Below are 21,718 nucleotides of genomic sequence, written 5' to 3'. Positions count from 1 at the left end.
TTACTCATTCCATTCTGCATTCATTTTTTCAAATACGTTATTCGTTTCCAGCCGGCCGCTCTTTTTAGCGATCGGATTGGTGTAGCGACTGGTCAACATCGTGTCATTCGTTTTACGCACATCATCAATCGCCTCATTGATCGCTTCAATTACAGTCGCTTTGCTTTCAGAGGTGACAGACTGATCCGTAATGGAGGATAAGAAAGTGAAGATTGCCCCAAGTTTCGTATAATTTTTGATATCATAAGCAATACTTGGTACTTTTTCCGCCGCGGCTTCAATCGCTGCAATCGACCGTTTGGTGACTCGACTTGCACTTTCTTTTGACATTGCTTGAACAGTGATCTTTTCACTATTTAATGCGATCAGACGACTTGATTGCAAGCCATGCGCTAAGAAAGCCCCAGAGATCGCATTACCAGCGATAAAACCGATCACTGGATGACCCGCTTGGCGTAGTTTGGCATAAGCTGCCGCACTATTTGCTAAAGCTGCATGAATACCAATCAATTCTTCATTGTAGCCATACGCTTGGCTAGGGACATCGATGACCGCAACGATTGGCCGTTTGATTGCTTTATCTTTGTCTTCGTGATAAACAGTTTCTAACAGATGGCCCATCTCGTACCCTTCGACTAAACCAACTTCTCCATTGCGTACCCGATACATCGGATTATTTGCGTTTGGCACGATCGCTGTAACAACGACTTCTTCAGTAAAAAGGTCAGATGCAGCTGCATAGACTGTTGCACTAGTTGAGGTTGGGAACTGCAGATTCGTCAATGCTGAAAACCAATGATAACCGATACTGTCAGCAGCAGCTTCTTGGCCTTCTGTTACAGTAATAGGTGCCACTTCAGTTGCTTTATGCGTTGCAAGAGCCTTATTGTATGCCTCGATAGTCAGCGGCTTTGATAGATCAAGTTCGTTTAAAAGAGAAAGATAAAAACCACTTTTTTCGCTGTGATGACTGTCTTTCTTTTCAACCATCGCCGCAATCACAGCTTCTTGGATCGATTCGACACTGTCAGTCACTAGTTCATCGATCATTTGTGCTTCCAAACGTTGTTTGGCGCCAATGGTATTCCAAATCAAATCTTTATCACTGGAATCAAATTCTCTCACGCCAGCTTCTTGTTCGATGACTTCAGGACCGTTCAAACCGATACGGGCTTTCTTCGTCGCTATCAAGTAGCTCATAAGTGCTGAGGTAATGGACATACCGCCAAAAGAACCCACCCGACCTGGCACTAAGCCAATCACTGGCACATACGATTTTATTGCAACGATCAAATTGCCGATTTCTGCGATCGACAATAAGCCGTAATTGGCTTCTTGGAGGCGTACGCCACCAGTATCGAGGATGATGATCGGTGTGATCGGATTGCCCTTTTGGTTTTCTTCCAACACATGCGTCAATGCAGCGATGATTTTAGCACCAGAAACTTCACCGATACCGCCACCTTGGAATTTCCCTTCCATAGCGATCACGACCACGTTTTCTCCAGAAATCGTTCCACGACACACAACGATCCCATCATCGCTTTGTGGCACGATGTCTTGAGCCACCAGATTGGGGGCGATCATTTGGTCGAATGGATCGATCAATTCACGACCGCTCTTGGCATCCAATAAGGCGTGCACCCGTTCTCGAGCATTTAATTCTACAAAACTATTCTTCATCTGCTAGTTCCTCCATTGCTTGGGTTAATCGTAGGTAAACCACACCGGGAGTGGCGCCAAAGTCGTTGATCACTATTTGCGCACTGATTGGATAGCGCTCAAAAAAACGCGTCAAGACATTTTGCCACACATCGCCAAAGCCGTCACTTCCTGTACAAACTGAAACGGTGGTTTCTTGTTTGTCTGTTGGAAAAAGCAGAATTTCCAAGTCACCAGAACCCACCACGCCAACATGGACTTTTTTGGTGACTGGTTTCGTTGTTTGATACGTATAAGCTAATTTTTCCATCTCTTCTTCTCTCCTCTTGCTCTTATTAAGACCACGTTCTGAATTTCATTGGCGGTTCGTACAACCCATCGGACCATTCGATCAAATCATCAACGGTTTGAGCTGCTAGCAATGATCGTTTGGCATCACTGCGTTTGATCCCTAAGTCTTCTGGTAATTTCACGATCCCCGCTTTGCGAAGGGCATCCAGAGAAGCTTTTGTGCTGGTCATTCCTAGTGGGGTTACACCACCGATGGCTGCGATGGCTGCTTGTTTTTCCTCTTTTGAATTTGCTTTATAAAGATAAGCGATGCCTTCTTCTGTCACGATATGCGTCGTATCTTCGCTATAGATCATAATTGGGGCATTGGCTAAACCAGCTTGCTTTTGGACAGCCAACGCATCTAACGTTTCTACAAAAACAGGTTTTTTATTGGACCCATATGTTTCAACCATTTGAACGACTAATTTTTGTCCTTTTGCTAAAGGATCTGTTTCATCCCGCAAGGATTGCCAAGCTGGAGTCGAATGCCGACGGCCCCCCGGATTATGCCCCATATTTGGTGCACCACCAAACCCAGATAAGCGGCCTTTCGTCACTGTAGAAGAATTTCCTTGATAATCTAGTTGTAAGGTCGAACCGATAAACATATCGATGGCATATTGACCTGCAGTTTGTGATAATGCTCGATTGCTGCGCATCGTGCCGTCTTTTCCGACAAAGAATACATCGGGTCGAGCGGCAATATATTTTTCCATACCAACTTCCCCACCAAAACTGTGGATGCTTTCGACCCAACCAGATTCGATAGCTGGAATCATCGTTGGATGAGGATTCAAGACCCAGTTTTTCGCTACTTTCCCTTTGATTCCAAGCGTTTCTCCATAGGTTGGTAAAAGTAACTCGATCGCAGCGGTATTAAAACCGATCCCATGATTCAACGATTGTACTTCATGTTCTGCATAGATTCCTTTTAATGCCATCATCGCCATCAAAATTTGTAATTCCGTAATGTTTTGCGGATCTCTCGTAAAGAGGGCTTCTAATTGATACGGTTGGTCTGCTACCACGACGACATCGATCCAATCGCTGGGAATGTCGACCCGCGGCAAACGATCGACCACTTCATTAACTTGGACGATCACAATCCCATCTTTAAAGGCTGCTGCTTCGACGATCGTTGGCGTTTCTTCCGTATTGTAACCTGTATAAAGATTTCCTTGGCGATCGGCTTTGTCCGCCGCCACAAGGACCACATTCGGAATCAAGTCGATAAATAAGCGACCATATAATTCCAAATACGTATGAATGTCCCCTAATTTCATAGTTTTGTCTTCAATCATTTGGGCAACGCGCGTACTTTGTGCGCCTGCATAAGAAAAATCGATTTTCGCTGCAATGCCTTTTTCAAATATCGTCAAATGTTCTGGACGGGAGATACTCGACATGATCATATGCAAATTATTGACTTTTTGAGCATCGACTTGTTCTAAGCTTTTTGATAGGAAGCTTGCTTGTTTTTGATTGTCGCCTTCAAGGACCACTTTGTCTCCCGGACGGATCAACTGTTCTAAGACTTCAATGATCGCTTCCGTTGGGACATATTTTCCATCGAGAAGATGCTCGATTTTTTTCATGGTTTGGGCCTTCTTTTCACGTTTACTTGCCCAGTTTCTTGCAGGTTTTTCCATTCTATTCATCTCCATTTTTGATATAGGAATAAAGCATCATCCAAGCCATGTTGATCCAAATTGATCACACGGATCGCTTTGTTTTCACCAAATTTTGCTTGGATCAGTTTTGTTAGGGTATTGCCAGGAGGAAATTCAAGAGCCAAATCAAGTCCTGCTTCGTAGGCAACATCCATGATCTTGTTCCACTGCACCGGATAAGCAATATTTTGCAGCAAATCTCGACGGATCTCTTCAGGGTTCATGGTCATCCGACCATCCGTATTTTTGAGGTAGGGACAGATAGGCACATCAAGGAATACCGTGTTCATAAATGGCGCAAACCGTTTCACGGGTTCTGCCATCAACACACAATGGGACGGGACAGGCACTGCTAAAAGTTTGGCGGTTTGCGCATGATAATCTTTCGCTTGAGCTAGCGTCTTGCGCAAGCCTTTGATATGACCAGAGATCGTATGCTGCATGGGGCAATTTTCATTTGATAAATAGACGGGAGCAGCAGGATCAAATGTTTTTGCCACGAGCGCTTCTGCTTCACTTCTCGTTACACCAACCAGTACCCCCATGGCATAATCAGTCGGATAGGCTTCTTTCATCAATGTCGCCCGATGATAGACCAAGCTAGCGGCATTTTCGAAACTCAAGCTTTCACAAGCTAACGCAGCGGAAAAAGCGCCAATCGAATGCCCCGCCACAAGCTGAGGTTGCACACCAGATGCTTTCATCTGGTCCGTGTAAAAAGCCGCTTTTACTAAAAGGGCCAACTGAATAGAGACGGTATCTTGTTTGAGATCCCCCGATACAGGGTGTAAATCAAAGCCTGTCGCCTGTTCTAGCCGATGGAAATAACTGGCAGGCACGTCCTCAAGCATCTTGCTGGTCTGACTGCCTTGTCCTGGGTATAAGAAACCTGTACTCATGAAACACCTCCTAAACAATTTCTCTTTCCTGTGTCATAATAACGGAAGTTTGTTATAATAAAAAATACCAGTTTCGTGAATATCCATAACCATAAGGTATGGAAAGAGGAGTATCTGATGAACCTTGATCATTTACGCTACTTTAAAAAAGTAGCCGAATCGAAAAATATTACCCAATCTGCACAAGAATTATACATCTCACAACCTGCCTTGAGCCGTGCCATGAAACACCTAGAAAGTGAACTAGGCGTTCCTTTGTTCTATCATGCCGGTCGGCATATCGAGTTGACGATGTATGCTGAAGAATTTTATCCCTATGTCGTTGAGACGTTAGCACGTTTCGACGAAGGAATGAGTGCGATCCAAGCCTTAAATGGAGAAATGGTCCCTGCAGTGACGATCTACTCTGAAGTCGCTTCTGTTTCCTTGCCCAACTTGGTGGCGACATTCGTTGAAAAGCACCCTGAGATCCAACTTTCGATCAAGCAGCACGGCAGTAAGGAGACCAACAAAGAACAAGCCTTCTACATTACCTCTGAGCCAAAGAACGGCTTGACCAATCTGCCAATATTCACGGAACCCATCTTACTGGCGATCCCCAAAAAGCATCCCTTGGCAGAAAAAAAAGACTTGCAAGTTGCCGATATCCAACACGTGCCTTTGCTGATGCTGGTTGAAAACAGCCCGCTGCGTAGAACCATCGACGAAGCTTTTGAAGCAAAAAAAATCAGTTTGGCTATCGGTTCAACGACGGACGATCCGGCGACGTTGCGCTCCCTTGTCAATCAAGGACTAGGAATCACGTTTTTTCCTAAAATTACTTGGGGCTATGAAGATGAGGCACCTTTCGTTTTACGTGAACTAGCAGATTTCCCCTTATCAAGGACGATCTATTTAGCATCAAGCTTTACTAAAGGTCATCCCATGACAAAACTAATTGCAAAAACGTTGATTGAATTTTATCTTGGCTAAACAAAAAGAAGCGTCCATTCGCACGTTAGCTGTGCAAGTGGACGCTTCTTTTTTCTCTCCTATTTATAAAGGTTGAATCATCGGCTCGACCGTACATTCATTCACATTGATCACTCCGATCTCTTTTGACTCGCTACACTATTGGCTGCCCCAGTCAGGTGAGACCCCATAAGATTTGTTACACGCCTTCCAGTACGGCTGCCTTATCATCGCTTATGCATCGAGCAATTGATCGTATTCTTCATCACTGACTGCTTCTAACCATTCTGAAGCACCAGCAGTAATCGCTACATGGGCAAACCAACTATTTTTTGCTGCACCATGCCAATGTTTGACCCCTTCCTTGATGACTACGACATCACCAACAGTAAGTTTTTGCGGTTTCTTGCCTGCTTCTTGGTACCAGCCTTCTCCTGAAGTCACCATCAACAATTGATACCCACCATCGATATGCCGATGCCAATTGTTGCGGCAACCTGGTTCAAAGGTCACATTGCCAACGTTGACTGGAATCGCTGGATCAGCTACTAAAGGATTCAAGTAACTCTGACCGCTAAAATATTGTGCATAGGCGTCATTTGTGTTCCCTAATGAAAAGATTCCAGCTTCTTTTGCTGCATCGAGTTCTGACATTTATTTTTCCTCCAATTCAGCTAGCTCTTCTTGATAAACCGTTTTGGCGATGTTAAAAGCAGACCAAGCTTTGGGCCAGCCAACATAGAAAGCCAGATGAGTGATTACTTCTGCAATTTCCTCTACAGTGATCCCGTTTTCCTTGCCAATCGTCAGATGGGCAGTCAATTGTTCAAAATTGCCACCCGAAATCAAGGCAGATATCGTTAATAAACTTCTTGTATGAGGAGCCAATTCTTCCTCACGTGACCAAACTTCACCAAATAACACATCATCATTTAATTGCGCAAATTTCGGCGCAAATGTCCCTAGGTTATCTCTTCCTGAAGTTTGTTTCTTTACCATATCGATCGACTCCTTCTTCTATTGTGATAAAATGCTGGCTCACCCAATTTTGAATGGCAGTATCCGCCTTATTCACTCGTGACCCACGGATGGCTAGTCCAGGATAAATGAGGGCTTCAGGACAAGTTTTTTTAAAGTCTTCTAGGCTATTGCCGAATCCTGAGCCTTCATGAGTACAAAAGGGAAAAATAATCTTCCCATCGAAATGATGGTCTTTTAAAAAACTCGCCACGATCATCGGATAGGTCCCCCACCAGTTGGGAAATCCAACAAATAGTATCCGTTCTTTAAAAAACGCAGACGGTACTGTTTGATAGCGGGGAAAATCATTAGCAGCTTTTTCTTTTTTTGCATGTTCGACCATCGCCCGATAACTTTCAGGATAAGGTTCCACAGGGTCAAGAGTATAAAGGGGGCATTGCAGCTGCTCTGACAGCTTCTCTGCTAGAATCTGCGTATTTCCTATGCCCAGTTTTTTGAGCTGTCCCTCAATCAGATTTTCACCAGCTCGTGAACAAACAAGTATTGCCGCCATTGTGTCACCTCCTACTCTTTGTTTCCTGATAGATTTAATGGTAAGCCAATCGAGTTGGATTGGCTAATGCTTTTTCACACAAGACCTTATGCTTACAAAGCATAGCTGGTTTCGATATACAAAAAAGAAGCGGATATCACCGCTTCTTTTGATGTTTACACTGAGATTATTGAAAGGAATCGCGAAATCGTCGAATAAACTCGATAACGACTGGAGACAGTACACGATTCTTTTTCCAAACCAATACACAGCTGGTCTCGATTTGTGGTACTAAAGGCAGAAACTTGATTGCCTCATTCCTTCGCTGACCAACAGCGCCACTAACAGTCAGTGCTGAACCAACATGGTTTTCTACTAAGGAAAAGACATTGAATATTAAATTGTAGGTACCCACGATCGGCAACTCTTCCACTGGTGTCTTCGACCATTGGCTGAACATTTGCTGTACTTCTGGACGCTTGGAGATCAATAAAGGCACACCTTTGATGTCTTCGGGTGTAATTTCTTCTTTATGCGCAAGAAAAGAATCAGCCGAAGTCAAAAAGCCCCATGTTTCTTTTCGTGGAAGAACGATTTTTTCATACTTCTCGATTTCAATCGGTTCGATCAAGATCGCTAGATCCAACAAGCCTTTCTCTAGACGATCGCTGATATCATCTCCGGTACCACTATGAATATGAAAGCGAACATCCGGATAATCATTGATAAATTCTTCCAACATCAAGGAAAGCGTATCGGAATTATCTGCTTCCACACAACCAATCGTGAAGTGACCGCTAAATAAATGTTTTTTACGATCTTCAAACGCTTGCATTGTCTGGTCTGTCAAACTCAAAATCTCTTCCGCACGGCTTTTAAAAAAACGCCCCGCTTCCGTTAAAACCATTTTACGATTATCACGAGTGAATAGTGCCGTCCCTAACTCGTCTTCTAATTCTTTTAATTGTCGACTCAATGTCGGTTGTGTGATGTGGAGCACTTCTGCAGCTTGAGAAATCGTCCCTTCCTCCGCAATCGTGTAGAAATATTTTAATAACCGAATTTCCACAAAATCTCCTCCTCATTTTTTTCTTTTGCATTCCAGGTGTTCGAAACAAAAGAGAACCTCCCTCTCCAGTCTCCTTTTCAAGTCTTATGATAACAAAGAATCACTGTTCCAGCGAATCTAGCTAAAAAAGCGTAGGAAATTGCAGAATTGTAAAAAGATTCGTCAACAACATGTAAAAACTGTTCGCTTAAACGAACAGTTTTGTCAGCTGCTTGCTTTTTACGGCTTTTGGCGTAGGATGTATGAGTATCTTGGTATGAGTCCTCATACAATGATTTGGAGGAATACAATGTTAAATCTATCAATTCTTTTATTTTGTGTAGCGATCGCTTTACTCGGACTTGCAGGATTCATCTTTAGAGTGCGTGCGTTGCTGAACAAACGTCCGTGGAATGGTCCTGTATTGCCATTGTCGGTTATTGGTGTGATTCTTTTCATCGTCTCTTTGGTCATGATCTACCTTTCTTATCCGAAATAACAGAATTGTAGTAAACCTAGAACGAATAAATCGGAAAAACTGACTATTCTCGGGAAGAAGAAGCTCTTGCTTCTAATCCATCAACTCATCCCAAATGATTCATAAATCAACCGCACTAGTTTACCATAATTATATTATGATTATTTCGATTTGTGGTACATCATGAACATGTAGCCAATTGAGAAACGGCTACTAAACTTGAATTTTACTAATATCCTAGTTCATCGAGCCAATTCAACAGATTCGGTTCAGCGTCTTCAACACTTCCCGCTCTTGCTGCAAAGCCTTCCAGAAAGTCATACGCTGGATACAACGTTTGAAGTTCGTTTTGACTATTGGTCAGTCCACTTCCCCCATGGGTTGCAAAAGGAATGATTTGTTTATCCGTAAGATCATAGGTTTCAAGAAATGTTAAAACGGCTCTTGGGGCACGGTTCCACCAAACGGGAAAGCCGATAAAGAGAACATCCACTTCAGTCATTTCGGCAACGTCAGCCTTCAACGTTGGTCGGGCATCTTCTTCCACCTCTCTAGTCGCAAAAGCTGTATGTTCATCGTAAACGTTAGGGTAACCTACTTCTGTTTGAATCGAGAACAACGCACCGCCGGTCTGTTCAGCAATCATTTCTGCTATCACCTGGACATCTCCTACTAAGGTGTCATCGATTACATTAAAACTACTTCCAGAAACTGCTTCGACTGCTGGTTCATGCTCTAAATTTTCTGGTCTTGTGAAGTAGGCGATCAAAATATCGGCATCCCCATCAATCCCTGTTTCTCTCATTTGTTGCGTAATGGTGTCACTAGTACTTGTTTCTGTTGTACCAATGTCTGGCTCGTCATTCATTGAATCACTGCTGCATCCTGCTAGAAAAAGCATTGTCAGAAAAAGTCCTTTTGTCCATTTGTTCATTGAATTGCTCCTTTCTTTTACCATCAAAAATGGTAGTTCCAGTATAATTCTTGAAGTGGACTTTAAGGCAAGGCAAAAAAAGATTTTTAGGGTTTCCTTTCCCTTTCTCTCACAGAATCAGCACATTATAAGAAGCCTTAAAACATTAAGCGTAGCTTTACGGCTCTCCCCTGTCTTATCTTTCATTTTTCCTCGTGATCTATATTTTTACAAGGTTATACCTAATGAAAACAGTACCTTGTTTGAAATGTTAGAAGTAGTTAAAGGATCAGAAAGCGTTTCGTGTCAGAAAATGACCATATATTTATAGAAGTTCGAAAGTCGCTGCTTCACCTTCTGCAGAATTTTTCCCAATAAACAAAGTAAACAATCCAGGTTCGACGCCAAAAGTCAGATCTTTTTGATAGTAAAAAAGATCTTCTTTAGTTATCGTGAACAAAACGGTTATTTCTTCGTATGGAGACAACGGAATTTTTTTATATTTTTTTAATTCTTTCACTGGCCTAACTACCGATCCAACGTGATCTCTGATATAAAGCTGGACTGTCTCCAATCTTGAGTAAGCAGAATTGTTGCGGATCGTAATTTCAGCTTCCAACGTTTCATTCATGGTTGAATCACTCAATTTTAACGAATGGTATGATGCTTCCCCAAAACTCAACCCATAACCAAATGGAAAGAGCGGCTCGTTTGAGCAATCCAGATACTTCGAAACGAAACGTCCTGTATGTGTCTTGCTGTTCAATGGTCTTCCAGTATTGAAGTGATTGTAGTAAAGTGGCAGCTGCCCTACATCTTCTGGGAAGCTCATACTTAAACGACCAGAAGGATTGACCTTCCCAAAAAGTATGTCAACGATTGCTTGTGCTCCTTCTGTACCGGGAAACCATGCCTGTAATATTGCATCCATTTGTTTTGTTTCTTCTTTTAACACCAGTGGGCGACCACTGAAATTGATCAAGATATTTTTTTTACCAAGAGCGGTCATTTTTTTAATAAAAGCTCTTTGAACAGCTGGTAAATGAAGGTCCGTTCGACTGCCAGCTTCCCCACTTTGCAAACTGTGTTCCCCCATAGCAAAAAGAATAATGTCTGCCTCAGTGCCAGCTTTCAACGCTTCTTTCAGCCAAAGATCTTGCTGTGCAGCTGATGAGGAATTGCCGCTGGCAGTATAGCCAAAGTCTCCAAGTATAGAATCATCTTCTAAAAGCGGACAACCTGGTTCGTAATGAACATATTTTTCCGACACTGTATTTTGGAGCGCCGTTTTTAATGTTGTGACATCCTCTGTTTTTCCGTGTACTGCCCATAAACCAATCATTGCTTGGTTGTCACCATATGGACCAACGAGTAATATTTTCTCTTTTTTTGGAGTAAGAGGAAGTACCTCTTGCTTATTCTGCAATAAAACGATCGCTTCGGAGGCAACTTTTCGTGCAAGTTTCCGGTTCTCTTCGGATAAGAGTATTTGAGCTTCTACTTCTTCTGAACTGCCACGGAAGGGATCTTCAAACAGCCCTAAATCCTTTTTAAGTTTTAAGACATGATACACAGCGTCATCGATCAACCGCTGATCGATCGCACCACTTTCCAGCAGCGGACGAAGCTCTTTCGCATAACATCGGGTTTTCATATCGATGTCATTTGTTGCTTCGATCGCTAATTTGGCCGCTTCTCGATCATCCGCAGCAATCCCATGAGGAATTAATTCTTGAACAGCTGCATAATCCGAAATAACGACTCCATCAAACTGCCATTCTTCTCTTAAAATTTGTTTGATCAAAAATTGATTAGCAGTAGCGGGAATACCATCATACGTGTTAAAAGAAGTCATGACTAGTTTGCATCCAGCCTCGACAGCCGCTTTATAGCCGCTTAAGTAGTCTTGACGCAGTTTGCGTTCGCTCATATCAACTGTATTATAATCTCGTCCCCCTTCTGCTGCACCATAAGCAGCAAAATGTTTAACACAGGCAGCGATTCCGAGCAGTGTTCCCCCTTTTTCTTGCTGAATGCCTTCTACCATTGCTTTCGCAAAATCAGCATTTAGCAGCGGATCCTCTCCTGTCGACTCCAAGCATCGCCCCCATCGAGCATCGCGTACTAAGTCGACCATTGGTGCATATGTTACGTGTGCGCCAGCCGCTCTTGCTTCTTGTGCTGCGGCTTGATAGGCGCTTTGAATCAATGCTGGATTCCAGGTTGCTCCCAATCCCAGAGGGATCGGAAAGACTGTTCGGTATCCATAGATGATATCTGCCATGAACAATAGTGGGATTTTGTGTCGACTTTTTCTTAAGTAGTCTGTTTGAATCTTTCGAGTTACTTGGGCACCTGTGACGTTCAATACCGAACCGACAACATCGATGGTTTGTTGTTCGATGCCAAGTTTTTGCTGAGGACCCAAAGACAAATCGCTTCCGTGAAAGAATTCTCCAGATAACTGCACCAATTGGCCGATTTTTTCGTCTAAGGTCAGTTGGTTGACTAATTGTACCAGTGTTTGATTTTTCATATTATTACTCCTCGCATAGTTTTTTCTATTGATATCTTAGTTCTGGTGTGATGAATCGAGTCTTTCCTGTAGCTGCTTCTGCAAAGACTCCTAACTGGACACCGGTAAATTTTGAGTCAGAACATTCATTTGTAAAATGACGTACAGCGATTTGATCTTTGAACACTACTGTATTCGTTTCATCTAAAATCAGCAGGTGGTAGCTGTTGCTGTCTCCAGACAATTTCAGAGTCAACCGCTCTCTATCTTTTAAATTATTGGATCGATACAGAAGTAAATCAAAGATGTTTTTCCTGCCAAAAAGTTCTGTTTGGTGTTTTGTTTTTCGCAATCCAAATTGGCAAAAATGCAAGTCATCCTTGTAGATTGCTATACCAAAAGTCCCCTCCTGACATTCGTCGACCATCAAAGTGGTTTCAAAGCAGCAGGTAGTATCAGCTTGACATAAGGACAAAAAGGCAATGGGCTCGTCCTTAGAAGTTCCTAAACGAGTCGGTAAGTTATCAATGATCAAATCAGTATCATACGTATAATCAATTGGCAAACGTACACTCTGCAACTTCTTGCAGAGAAAAGGTACTAGTTCATTCCGCTGCTTAACGCTTTTTGAAAAACGATCTGTTTCAACTTCAACCGATGCATTCCCTGTCTGATTGACAACTGGCCAACCATCTATCCACTCTACAGGTAATAAAATCGTTTCACGACCAAGCAGGGTGAAATGACGGTTGGGCCTAGTCGCAAGAGCTGTCAGCCACCAAGAACCTTTTTTGTCTTGAAAGAAATCTGCGTGTCCTACGGCTTGAAGCCTCGATTTGATATCTCTATTAGAGAGGATAGGATTCGTATTAGCTCCTTCATACGGACCATTGATTGATTTGCTTCTTTGAATCGTTACCATATGGCCTTCTCTTGTGCCACCTTCTGCCAATACAAGATAGTACCATTCGTCTTTCTTGAATAGATGCGGTGCTTCTGCGTCGCGTCCACCGCAACCTTGGCTGATTTCTACCGGATCTGTCAGCATTTTCCCGCTGTAAGGATCGATTTCAAATTGTAGAATGCTGTTTTTCCCTTTCATTGATGCAGCAAGTTGGAAGAAAAATCGGCCATCAATAAATGAAAGTGAGGGATCGATCCCAAAAGGACAATCGATCCAGATTGGATCAGACCAACCATGGTCAAGGTTTTTCGTATGGCAGATGAAATTCCCTTGGGTGACATTTGTACATACTAGAAAATATGTTTCCTCAAAGAAGCGGATCGTTGGGGCAAAAAGTCCCATCGAGTTGCTGATTTCTTTCAGATTGATATGATCCGGACAATCAATCGCATACTGCTTAAAATGCCAATTGAGCAGATCCTGGCTTTCAAAAATCGGCAGACAAGGAAAAAATTCAAAACTTGAACAGACTATATAGTAGGATTTCCCATCGAAACAGATACTCGGATCAGGATGAAATCCTTTGATAATCGGATTGGTATACTTCATTGTGCTCCTCTTTTCTCTTTTAGTGCCACATGTAAAAAGAAGAAAGCGACACTAGCCGCTTTCTTCATCGAGTTTACACTTTCTCCTTCAATGCGGCTTGTTCCAATTGATAGGTTTCTTTATCCAGCTTTTTAAACCACGGATACCATAATATCGGTGACAAAATCAGTTGAATGAACAACTGTAGAATGATAATCGATAGTTTCCCTTGAACAGCTGCATGGAACCCAATTGGTAAACCGAAAATGGCAGTAACACCAGTAAAACGAGCGACAAATCCAAAACGTGTTAAAACATAAGCTAAAATTAAAGCAATGCTATTATTGGTAATGAATGGTACCGCTAATTTAAAGTTTAATACCAAAGGCGTACCAAAAATCAATGGTTCAGTGATTCCGAAAAGAGCTGGAACAATTGCGACTTTCCCTGTTTCTCGATACTGCTTGCTTTTCGCTCGCAGCATTAATAATGCTAATCCTAAGCCCATACCGCTCCAAGTTATGATCATAAAGAATGCATAGCCAGTAATGTTTGGCGGTGTTTGGCCTGCCGCAACAGCGTTTAAGTTCTCGACGTCCATTGCCATCCACAGTGCTTGAACGATCGGCATAACGACATTTGTTCCATGAATACCGAAAAACCATAAAACCTGTTGAATCAGTGAGATCAGAATGACTGCACTGATTGATCCTCCGATCCCTTGAAGCGGTTCTTGTATGATACTGTAAACAAACTGATGCATGTTGCCGAAGCTGGTTGCTTCAAAGAGTGAATTTAATACAATGAAGAGTACACTGATAAGAACCGTAGGCAAAATTGATTCAAATACTTTTGTTACCATAGGAGGTACACCTGCTGGCATTTTGATCGTCCAACCTTTGTCTTTCAGCCAAATATATACTCTTCCACTTACCAAACCAACGATTATTGCGGAAAATACTCCTTGTGCACTTAGCCAAGTAGCTGGAATCGCGCTGACTTCGTCCGTCGTTGTACCTAGAGGGGTAATGATAAAGAAACTAAGCAATGCGATAATAGCAGCGGAAATACCATCTTCTGACGGACGTAGATTTTTCACTAAATGATAAGCCATTAATACCACGACATAAACAGCCATCGAGCCAATAGTTATTTGATTTAGTTTGCTAAAAACATTTGCGAAACCAGCTAAAAATGAAAGTGCTGGAAGACTATTAGGTAATACTAGAAGTAAAACAGCGATCGAGCCGATCAAAATAGGACCTAGTGTCCCCATCATCGCACCGGAGATCGATTTTAAATAAGCATTGTTGCCTAATTTGTCAAAAAAAGGACTTAATTTATCGAAATAACCTGTGATTTTTTCTTTCATAATATTTCCTTCCAATCATTTATTGTTGATTTGATAGCGCCTTCAATTTCAACTTGTTTTCAATATAACAAATTATTCTACTGACGCGAATATCAATAAACGCTTTCTTTTTAACAAAAACACAGATTTGACTACTCGATAACGGATTGTTAAAATCGAAAAAAAGGAGTAAAACGATGGACCATTTAGCGCTAGACAACTTGATCCGTGAAGTTTCTTCTCATGAAGAAGCTTACCGTGACGGCAATTTAAAACCCGACTATTCAGATTTTAAAAAAGTAGTTGTCAACGATCAAGAAGTTCTTTGTATGGAACTGACAGATTCACAGATGATTACTAAAGATCAGCCGTTTTTTATAAAACGACATTCTCGTTTTCAGAATTACCCTATTCACTGTCATGATTGGATTGAATTTAACTATATGTATGCTGGAAAATGTCAGCAGATCATTAACAATGAACCACATTTTCTGTATGAAGGGCAAATTTTGCTGATGGATGCAAATACTGTTCACAAGATTGAACCGCTTGGCGAAGATGATATTCTCATTAATTTGATTATTCCCAAGTACTATTTAACTGCAAATTTTTTCAACCGTTTTTCCTCGGACAGCGTTTTGACTTCATTCTTTATTGAAGCCATCACTCATGGAATGAAACATGATCGATTTATTCATTTTGCTTCAGAAACAAGGACACGTCTACAGTTCTTTTTTAAAGAGTTGTTATGCGAATGGTTTGATCGTTCCACAGCATATACCGACATTTGTGAAGGATTGTTAGGTTTGATCATTTCGGATCTTGTGAATATCTATCAAGATTCTTATACGGATCGTTCCGATCAATATCGAAAGAGCCCGATTGTTCCAATTTTGAAATACATCGAGAAAAATTACGCAAATTTGACTTTGACAGAATTATCGGAACAATTCAACCTTAATCCCAATTATCTGTCCAATCTTTTAAAAAAACATACCGGCTATTCTTACAAAAAACTTGTAATCAATCAACGTATCTTGGCAGCAGATCGTTTTTTACTTTCAACCGATATGGATATCGTTGATATTTCGCAGCAAGTCGGCTTTGAGAATATTAATTTCTTTTACCAAAAATTTAAAGAAGTTTACGGTGTCACTCCGGGTATGAGGAGAAAATTACATTTTTAATCAACGCCTAGGATTGACTGAGAAAACTGTCTTCGTTTTGTCCGTTGTTCTTCGATGACTGGCATCGTCCAACTCCGCTTGGTAGTTTTACAAGGAGGTCTGTCTGCTCAACCGGACTAAAATGGAAGATTGGTGATTCGTAATGAGTATAGATCAAATACTTAAGAGTAAGCATTCTTTCTCATCTTCCCTTCTATTTTTAACGTTTGATGGAGGGAATTGCAAACCAGATAAATTCACTAAACAAAAAATCCAGCTGATCGCTGGATTTTTTTGCTTCGAAACTAGGATAAATATTTTACGGGATTTCCCGCTATCACTTCAATTTCAATTAAAGCATTTAGCGGCAGCTCAGCAATTTGAAATGCACTGCGTGCTGGATAGGGTTTTGAAAGATAAGATACCGGATAAAAACAGCATTCACATCACTCTTATGCTTGATGTTCTTTAAAATACAGTGACTTTTAGAATATGACTGAATTGAAGATCAACAGCTGCTAGCATCCGCTGAATATTTGTGAATATGTGCTCTGTCTGGTCAATAATGCCCTTGGTCAGTTCATTATTTTTGGGTTGATTCCGAACTATCCAAAAAGGAAAACAAATCATTCGTTGTGATTCCTTGGGATTATGGGCCGATAGCTTGCGGTGCTTCTTTTGTATGAATAATTTTTTTCATTTCAAGCGCCTCAGCTTAAAGGAGCTAAATGCGCTTGGAAGTGGCGAAGAATTGGTGGTTCCCATGTTATCTTATAACCCTGTTGGATCGTATGTGCTCGTTTTTTCACTGAAATCAACGCATCTGCTATAGTGTCCAGATGAGACTGCGTATAGACTCTTCTTGGAATTGCAAGACGGCTGAATTCAAAGTCGGCTTTTAATTGTTTGTTCGTATCTGGATCGTTGCCTAACATATACGACCCAATGTCGCAGGTACGTATACCTGCTTCTTTATAGAGCTCAATACACAATGTCTGTCCAGGATACTCATAATAAGGAATTTGTGGATACATCTCTGCTGCATCAATGAAAACACCATGTCCGCCAACTGGAGATTGATAGGCAATCCCCGCTTCATCTAGTCGCGAAGCCAAATACTCCATTTGTCCGATCCGATACTTCAAATAATTTTCATCTATTCCTTCATATAAACCTATTGCCATCGCTTCAAGATCACGACCTGCTAATCCACCATAAGTGAAAAATCCTTCATAGCTTATACAGTTTGCTTTCACTTTAAGAACAAGTGGTGATTCTTTCTCTTTGATCCCTAACAAGCCGCCCATATTGACAATGGCATCTTTTTTTGCTGACATTGTAAACATGTCTCCGTATTGAAACATCTCTCGAACGATTTCTTTCACCGCTTTGTCTTGGTATCCTTCTTCATCACGTTTGATGAAGTGCGCATTTTCAGCAAAACGAGCGGCATCAATACAAAGTGGAATCTCATACTTTTTACAAATATCTGACACTTCTTGCAAGTTTTTCATTGAAACAGGTTGTCCTCCTGCCGAGTTATTCGTAATTGTCATTACAACTAATCCGACATTGTCTGATCCTTTTTCGAGAATCGTTTTCTCCAGTTTTTCAACATCCATATTCCCTTTGAACTTCGCTCGAATATGCGGATTCTTAGCTTCTTCAATTACACAGTCAATGGGTCTGGCTCCTGCTAAGATCACGTGAGCTCGTGTCGTGTCAAAAAACATATTGGAAATAGCGAACATTCCTTCTGATAAAAACAATGGAAGCAGCACTTTTTCTGCCGCACGACCTTGGTGTACAGGTTGAATATACCCATAGTCAAAAATGTCCTTTCCAGCTTCGATTAATTTATAGTAGCTGGATGAACCGGCATAGGCCTCGTCTCCTTGCATTACACCTGCCCATTGGGTCTGGCTCATAGCATTTGTACCTGAATCAGTCAAAAGGTCAATGTAACAATCTTCTCCTCGTAGGTGAAACAGATTGTAGTTTGCCTCTTTGATTTTTTTAACCCGTTCGGCACGACTTAACATCTTTAACGGTTCTACTGCTTTGATTCTAAATGGTTCTGCAACATATTTTCTTTCCATCATAAAACCTCCTAGATATGATTTATAAAATACCCCGGTTATCGATCTATGATGAGCGGACAGTATATTATCAAATTAATACATTATTGAATATTCATAAGCGACAAAATAAAACGCATAATCAGTAAAGATAGAAACGCATCAAAAACAGGAATAAACAGCATAAATAAGTGCCATTTTTTATTAGTTCCAGCGACTAACACAATTCTTGCGTAATGACCAATCAAAGTCCCCATCAAGATGCATGCGGGAAATAGCATCGTTGCTTGTCCTACTGTTAATACGCCGGAAGCGTATAAAGTAGCAGCTGTAGCACACCCAGATGCCTTGGCGAAAAAAGCCGAAATTAGAACTGCGACAGCCGCACCTGGCAGACCAAACAAGCCCATAACTGGAGAAAAAATGTTTCCCAAGATATCTAACAGGCCTGTTTCGGTCAAAACATAAATCAATGTATAGCCAAGTATCATTGCGGGAATAATATTTTTTACAGCAACTTGAAATCCCTTGGCACAACCTTTTAAAAAAATATCAACCACTGAAGGTGTCATCCCAATATCATTTTGTTTTCCTGTCATGTCTGATTTCCTCTCTTCTCCATAGAAACTTTACGCTTGTCTTGTTTGTTTATAAGGTATCGAACAAGGTTGGCGCCAACTATTTTACAAATGATTTGAACGAGCAAGATAGGTCCTAATGCGATTGGACTGATCAAAAGTAATGGAGCGCCGCCAGTTATTGTATTGTTGATAGGCGCCGATCCTGCATATTGGTAAGCAACAAATGCGGTTCTTTGCCCATCTGTCATTTCTTTTTTTTCTACTAAATCCCGAGTCATTACTGCAGCTACATCAGAACCTGTAAAACTACTGATAAATGCAACGCCTGCACTTCCTGGAATGCCTAATAAAGGTTTGAGTATTGGACTGAATAGTTTTTGCGAAGCTTCATAAACACCTAAATGCTCGAATACATCAAGTAATCCGCAAAAGAGCATGATTGCCGGCAATAAATTCAAGCCCACTAAGAATCCCTCTCTTGCACCAAAACCGCCAGTTCCCAAAAAGTTTGTATTCGTATCACCGATCAAACCGAATTGCCCGCTGAGATTGGTAAAATCGAAAACTCTCAAGAATGAATCACTTTCTCTAAATGCGCCAGACAGAATAACAACTAACAAAATCAGTGACAACCAACTTTTGATCTTCGTTTTCATTCGGACCTCTCCCATCTCTTATGGATATTGATAGACAGCTGCAGCTGCTAATTTTGTTCTTGAAAATAATGATTCAACCTCGGCATATTCATTCAATGTGTGATTATTCTTCCCTTTACATCCCAATCCGCATAAAGTTGGGACGCCATTAACTACAGCGATCGCTGAATCAGAAATTCCTCCAACAGAAAACGGATGAATCGATCCATATCCTGAATCAAGAGCTGCTTGTTTAAAGTGTTCAAATAATGCCATTACTTCAGGGGTAGTTTCCATACAATCCATGCCCATCTCAAGATTTATTTTTGCTGTTGTTCCATCAATAAAGCTTGTTTTTGCAATTCGGTCTACAGCTGAAACAATCTCATTTTTAATTTTCATGGTTGGAAATCGATAAGCAATACGGATCTCACATTCTTCTGGAATCGTATTTTCACCTATCCCTCCGTTGACCATTCCACAATTCAGCAGTTTTCCTACCGAGATGTCGTTTTCTTTTTCAAGCTCAATAATTTTATACGCTGCTTCCAAGATGGCACTTCTTCCTTTTTCGGGCTCAATGCCGGAATGGGCAGCTATACCTTTGATTTTTAAGGATAAGATCCCTCCGCCTTTTCGTCCAACAACTATACCATCATCTTGGTAACCTGTTTCGAAGTTCAATGCAGCGGCAGCCCCTCTTATTTCAGAAGCCAGCACTTCGGCTGCTGTGGAGTCCTTGTGCATCGTTTCTTCATCACCCGCAAGGACTAACTTTATCGGGTAACGTGTGTAGCCGATTTCTTTTAATGCTTTGATCGTATAAAGAGCGATAACCAGTCCGCCTTTCATATCGAGAACACCGGGACCATGTGCAAAGCCATTATCATCGATAGAAAATGGAAACTTTTTTATTACTCCTGGTTGAAAAACGGTATCCGTGTGCCCAAGAAAGATGATTGGTTTTTCCTTGTTGGTATTTTTCCAAAAGGCTGTGAACACATCTCCCGCGTTAGGCATTGAGAGGACCTTTGTTTCTAATCCAATATCTTCCAGCTCTGACTTAATTACGCTGATTACTTTTGCCACTCCTTCTTTTTGCTTTGGCCCACTTTCAATGTTGACCAGTTCCTCCCATAACTCAATCATCTCGGTTCTTTTACTCTCCACATAGGTGTCGATTTGCTTCATAATCATTTTATTTTTTGTTTGCAGCTTGTCCATATTGTTGCCTCCTTAGGTTGAAATAGGAACACATCTGAGAACGTTCTCGTTATCTTAACTTAATAGTATCAGAATTTTCTTGCAATTCGCATAATCAATTTGTTATAGTCTGGGTATAACTATTCGTTATACCAAAGAGGAGGAAACCATGCAGTTTCAGCAATTAATTTATTTCAATGAAATAGTTAAAGCAAAAAGCATGAATCGAGCAGCGAATAATCTATATTTATCACAGCCGAGTTTAAGTAAATCGATGCAAATGCTTGAAGAGGAAATCGGTACTAAGTTATTTATTCGTACAAATAAAGGGGTTATACTCACAGAAAATGGCGAAAAGCTCGCTCAATATTCAAAAACGATTTTGGCACAATTAGAGATGATTAAAAAAATTCCGCAAGAAAAATCCCGTAAAGTCTTAAACATTGCTTCTTACCCCTTGATTACAGTCGAAAAAGTTATTGCAGATTTTTATAATGTATATGATTTCCATCCCCTTGTAATCAATTTTGAGCAATGTCGGCTTAATGATGTAATTGAAAAAGTGGAAAAATCGGATGCTGAAATTGGAATCATTATGTACAATGAAGCACAGTCAAGAGAAATAAAAAACATTTTGAGACACAAGCACTTGCTTTATACTGAATGGATGACCGATACTTGGTATGTTAATCTCGGAAAAAAGAATCCGTTATACCATTCCAAAATGATTTCAATGGAAGAGTTAAGAAGCTTCCCTGTCATACGAAAACCAGATGATTACTATTCCAGTTTAAGTTTTTATCTCGAAATTGACGGTATCCGCCTTGCCGAGTTGGATAAAGTAATATATACAAATGACAATTCCAGTATCATTACAATGCTGCAAAAAACAGATGTTTTTCGTTTTGGACCGTCGATCAGCAAAAATGAGTTCAACCAATATGGAATAAAAACGATTCCTATCAAGAATTGCCAGGTATTCATAAGAATCGGTTGGATTAAACGAAAAAAAGAAATTTTAAGTAACGAGTCACAGTCATTCATAGAGTTCTTTAAAAGAGAAATTTGTGAAAAAAACAGTGAAAATTTATTACTTTGATTAGGATAAAAACGCAACCTTTGATACCTTTCTATAATTAACCTTTTTCCCTGTGATATCAAAATCTTGATAATACAGGAATGCCTTAAAATAATGATTTAGAAAAGATAATTAAATTACGGAGAAGAAAC

At 40.9% G+C, this 21,718-nt stretch carries 22 protein-coding genes; 5 read left to right on the top strand and 17 right to left on the bottom strand.

Annotated elements, in window-relative coordinates; genetic code table 11:
• Genes mdcD through IGI77_RS08460 form a run of 4 tightly spaced genes read right to left on the bottom strand, consistent with a single transcriptional unit; the run spans nt 1 to nt 4,564 of the window.
• Entirely contained in the window at nt 1-1,683 is a 1,683-nt protein-coding gene (mdcD, locus tag IGI77_RS08475; protein ID WP_438769859.1) for a biotin-independent malonate decarboxylase subunit beta, read from the bottom strand.
• Nucleotides 1,673-1,972, bottom strand: coding sequence for a malonate decarboxylase subunit delta (locus IGI77_RS08470; RefSeq protein WP_005226050.1), 300 nt, complete (start codon nt 1,970-1,972; stop codon nt 1,673-1,675). Before IGI77_RS08470 ends, mdcD begins: the two co-directional genes overlap by 11 nt.
• A gap of 25 nt (nt 1,973-1,997) precedes the next feature.
• Nucleotides 1,998-3,644 carry a malonate decarboxylase subunit alpha gene (gene mdcA, locus IGI77_RS08465; RefSeq protein WP_015509676.1) on the bottom strand — a complete coding sequence of 549 codons (1,647 nt, stop codon included), beginning with the start codon at nt 3,642-3,644 and terminating at the stop codon, nt 1,998-2,000.
• Nucleotides 3,645-3,649: 5 nt separating this feature from the next.
• Nucleotides 3,650-4,564 carry an ACP S-malonyltransferase gene (locus IGI77_RS08460; RefSeq protein WP_010748321.1) on the bottom strand — a complete coding sequence of 305 codons (915 nt, stop codon included), beginning with the start codon at nt 4,562-4,564 and terminating at the stop codon, nt 3,650-3,652.
• A gap of 117 nt (nt 4,565-4,681) precedes the next feature.
• Here IGI77_RS08460 and IGI77_RS08455 point away from each other — a divergent pair, with 117 nt between their 5' ends.
• The gene (locus tag IGI77_RS08455; RefSeq protein WP_438769857.1) at nt 4,682-5,536 is read left to right on the top strand and encodes a LysR family transcriptional regulator; all 855 of its coding nucleotides are present in this window, start codon (nt 4,682-4,684) and stop codon (nt 5,534-5,536) included.
• A gap of 213 nt (nt 5,537-5,749) precedes the next feature.
• On the opposite strand, the gene IGI77_RS08450 is transcribed toward IGI77_RS08455, so the two are convergent.
• The 4 genes from IGI77_RS08450 to IGI77_RS08435 all read right to left on the bottom strand — a co-directional run bounded on the left by IGI77_RS08450 (nt 5,750) and on the right by IGI77_RS08435 (nt 8,097).
• Entirely contained in the window at nt 5,750-6,169 is a 420-nt protein-coding gene (locus IGI77_RS08450; protein WP_438769856.1) for a cupin domain-containing protein, read from the bottom strand.
• The gene (locus tag IGI77_RS08445; RefSeq protein WP_438769855.1) at nt 6,170-6,514 is read right to left on the bottom strand and encodes a carboxymuconolactone decarboxylase family protein; all 345 of its coding nucleotides are present in this window, start codon (nt 6,512-6,514) and stop codon (nt 6,170-6,172) included. It abuts the gene before it with no gap.
• Nucleotides 6,483-7,049, bottom strand: coding sequence for a flavodoxin (locus tag IGI77_RS08440; RefSeq protein WP_438769854.1), 567 nt, complete (start codon nt 7,047-7,049; stop codon nt 6,483-6,485). Before IGI77_RS08440 ends, IGI77_RS08445 begins: the two co-directional genes overlap by 32 nt.
• A 166-nt stretch (nt 7,050-7,215) precedes the next feature.
• The gene (locus tag IGI77_RS08435) at nt 7,216-8,097 is read right to left on the bottom strand and encodes a LysR family transcriptional regulator (RefSeq protein ID WP_005226043.1); all 882 of its coding nucleotides are present in this window, start codon (nt 8,095-8,097) and stop codon (nt 7,216-7,218) included.
• A 289-nt stretch (nt 8,098-8,386) separates the two neighbouring features.
• Between IGI77_RS08435 and IGI77_RS08430 the strand changes: the two genes are divergently transcribed.
• On the top strand, nt 8,387-8,575 hold the full coding sequence (locus tag IGI77_RS08430) for a hypothetical protein (RefSeq protein ID WP_074535879.1): 189 nt from the start codon (nt 8,387-8,389) through the stop codon (nt 8,573-8,575).
• A gap of 208 nt (nt 8,576-8,783) precedes the next feature.
• On the opposite strand, the gene IGI77_RS08425 is transcribed toward IGI77_RS08430, so the two are convergent.
• From IGI77_RS08425 to IGI77_RS08410, 4 genes are all read right to left on the bottom strand, one after another.
• Nucleotides 8,784-9,488, bottom strand: coding sequence for a flavodoxin (locus IGI77_RS08425; RefSeq protein WP_438769853.1), 705 nt, complete (start codon nt 9,486-9,488; stop codon nt 8,784-8,786).
• Between the two features lie 304 nt (nt 9,489-9,792).
• Nucleotides 9,793-12,036, bottom strand: a complete 2,244-nt coding sequence (bglX, locus tag IGI77_RS08420; protein ID WP_268892138.1) for a beta-glucosidase BglX — start codon at nt 12,034-12,036, stop codon at nt 9,793-9,795.
• Complete coding sequence (locus IGI77_RS08415) at nt 12,029-13,495, bottom strand: glycoside hydrolase family 43 protein (RefSeq protein WP_270276277.1); 1,467 nt, start codon at nt 13,493-13,495, stop codon at nt 12,029-12,031. Before IGI77_RS08415 ends, bglX begins: the two co-directional genes overlap by 8 nt.
• 73 nt (nt 13,496-13,568) lie before the next feature.
• Nucleotides 13,569-14,846 (bottom strand): PTS sugar transporter subunit IIC, encoded by a 1,278-nt coding sequence (locus tag IGI77_RS08410; RefSeq protein ID WP_438769852.1) that lies wholly within the window; start codon nt 14,844-14,846, stop codon nt 13,569-13,571.
• A gap of 176 nt (nt 14,847-15,022) precedes the next feature.
• On the opposite strand from IGI77_RS08410, the gene IGI77_RS08405 reads away from it, so the two are divergent.
• Both IGI77_RS08405 and IGI77_RS08400 read left to right on the top strand, forming a co-directional pair.
• Nucleotides 15,023-16,012, top strand: coding sequence for an AraC family transcriptional regulator (locus IGI77_RS08405; RefSeq protein WP_438769851.1), 990 nt, complete (start codon nt 15,023-15,025; stop codon nt 16,010-16,012).
• A 142-nt stretch (nt 16,013-16,154) separates the two neighbouring features.
• The gene (locus tag IGI77_RS08400; RefSeq protein WP_438769850.1) at nt 16,155-16,463 is read left to right on the top strand and encodes a hypothetical protein; all 309 of its coding nucleotides are present in this window, start codon (nt 16,155-16,157) and stop codon (nt 16,461-16,463) included.
• On the opposite strand, the gene IGI77_RS08395 is transcribed toward IGI77_RS08400, so the two are convergent.
• From IGI77_RS08395 to IGI77_RS08375, 5 genes are all read right to left on the bottom strand, one after another.
• On the bottom strand, nt 16,460-16,621 hold the full coding sequence (locus IGI77_RS08395) for a Rid family hydrolase (protein WP_367652787.1): 162 nt from the start codon (nt 16,619-16,621) through the stop codon (nt 16,460-16,462). The two genes, IGI77_RS08400 and IGI77_RS08395, sit on opposite strands and share 4 nt — an antisense overlap.
• Before the next feature lie 80 nt (nt 16,622-16,701).
• Entirely contained in the window at nt 16,702-18,090 is a 1,389-nt protein-coding gene (locus tag IGI77_RS08390; protein ID WP_034868562.1) for a tryptophanase, read from the bottom strand.
• Between the two features lie 83 nt (nt 18,091-18,173).
• Complete coding sequence (locus IGI77_RS08385) at nt 18,174-18,668, bottom strand: nucleoside recognition domain-containing protein (protein ID WP_005231345.1); 495 nt, start codon at nt 18,666-18,668, stop codon at nt 18,174-18,176.
• On the bottom strand, nt 18,665-19,306 hold the full coding sequence (locus IGI77_RS08380) for a nucleoside recognition domain-containing protein (RefSeq protein WP_010748307.1): 642 nt from the start codon (nt 19,304-19,306) through the stop codon (nt 18,665-18,667). The genes IGI77_RS08385 and IGI77_RS08380 overlap by 4 nt, the downstream gene beginning before the upstream one ends.
• Nucleotides 19,307-19,324: 18 nt before the next feature.
• The gene (locus tag IGI77_RS08375; protein ID WP_438769849.1) at nt 19,325-20,509 is read right to left on the bottom strand and encodes a M20 family metallopeptidase; all 1,185 of its coding nucleotides are present in this window, start codon (nt 20,507-20,509) and stop codon (nt 19,325-19,327) included.
• A 148-nt stretch (nt 20,510-20,657) separates the two neighbouring features.
• On the opposite strand from IGI77_RS08375, the gene IGI77_RS08370 reads away from it, so the two are divergent.
• Nucleotides 20,658-21,587: a LysR family transcriptional regulator gene (locus tag IGI77_RS08370; RefSeq protein ID WP_438769848.1), complete on the top strand. Its 930-nt coding sequence runs from the start codon at nt 20,658-20,660 to the stop codon at nt 21,585-21,587.
• Nucleotides 21,588-21,718 lie beyond the last annotated feature (131 nt).

The sequence above is a fragment of the Enterococcus sp. DIV0213h genome (genome assembly GCF_051711285.1).
GTDB lineage: Bacteria > Bacillota > Bacilli > Lactobacillales > Enterococcaceae > Enterococcus_D > Enterococcus_D casseliflavus.
Note: the sequence above shows the minus strand (reverse complement) of the source record. Positions and strands in the feature narration are given on the sequence as shown.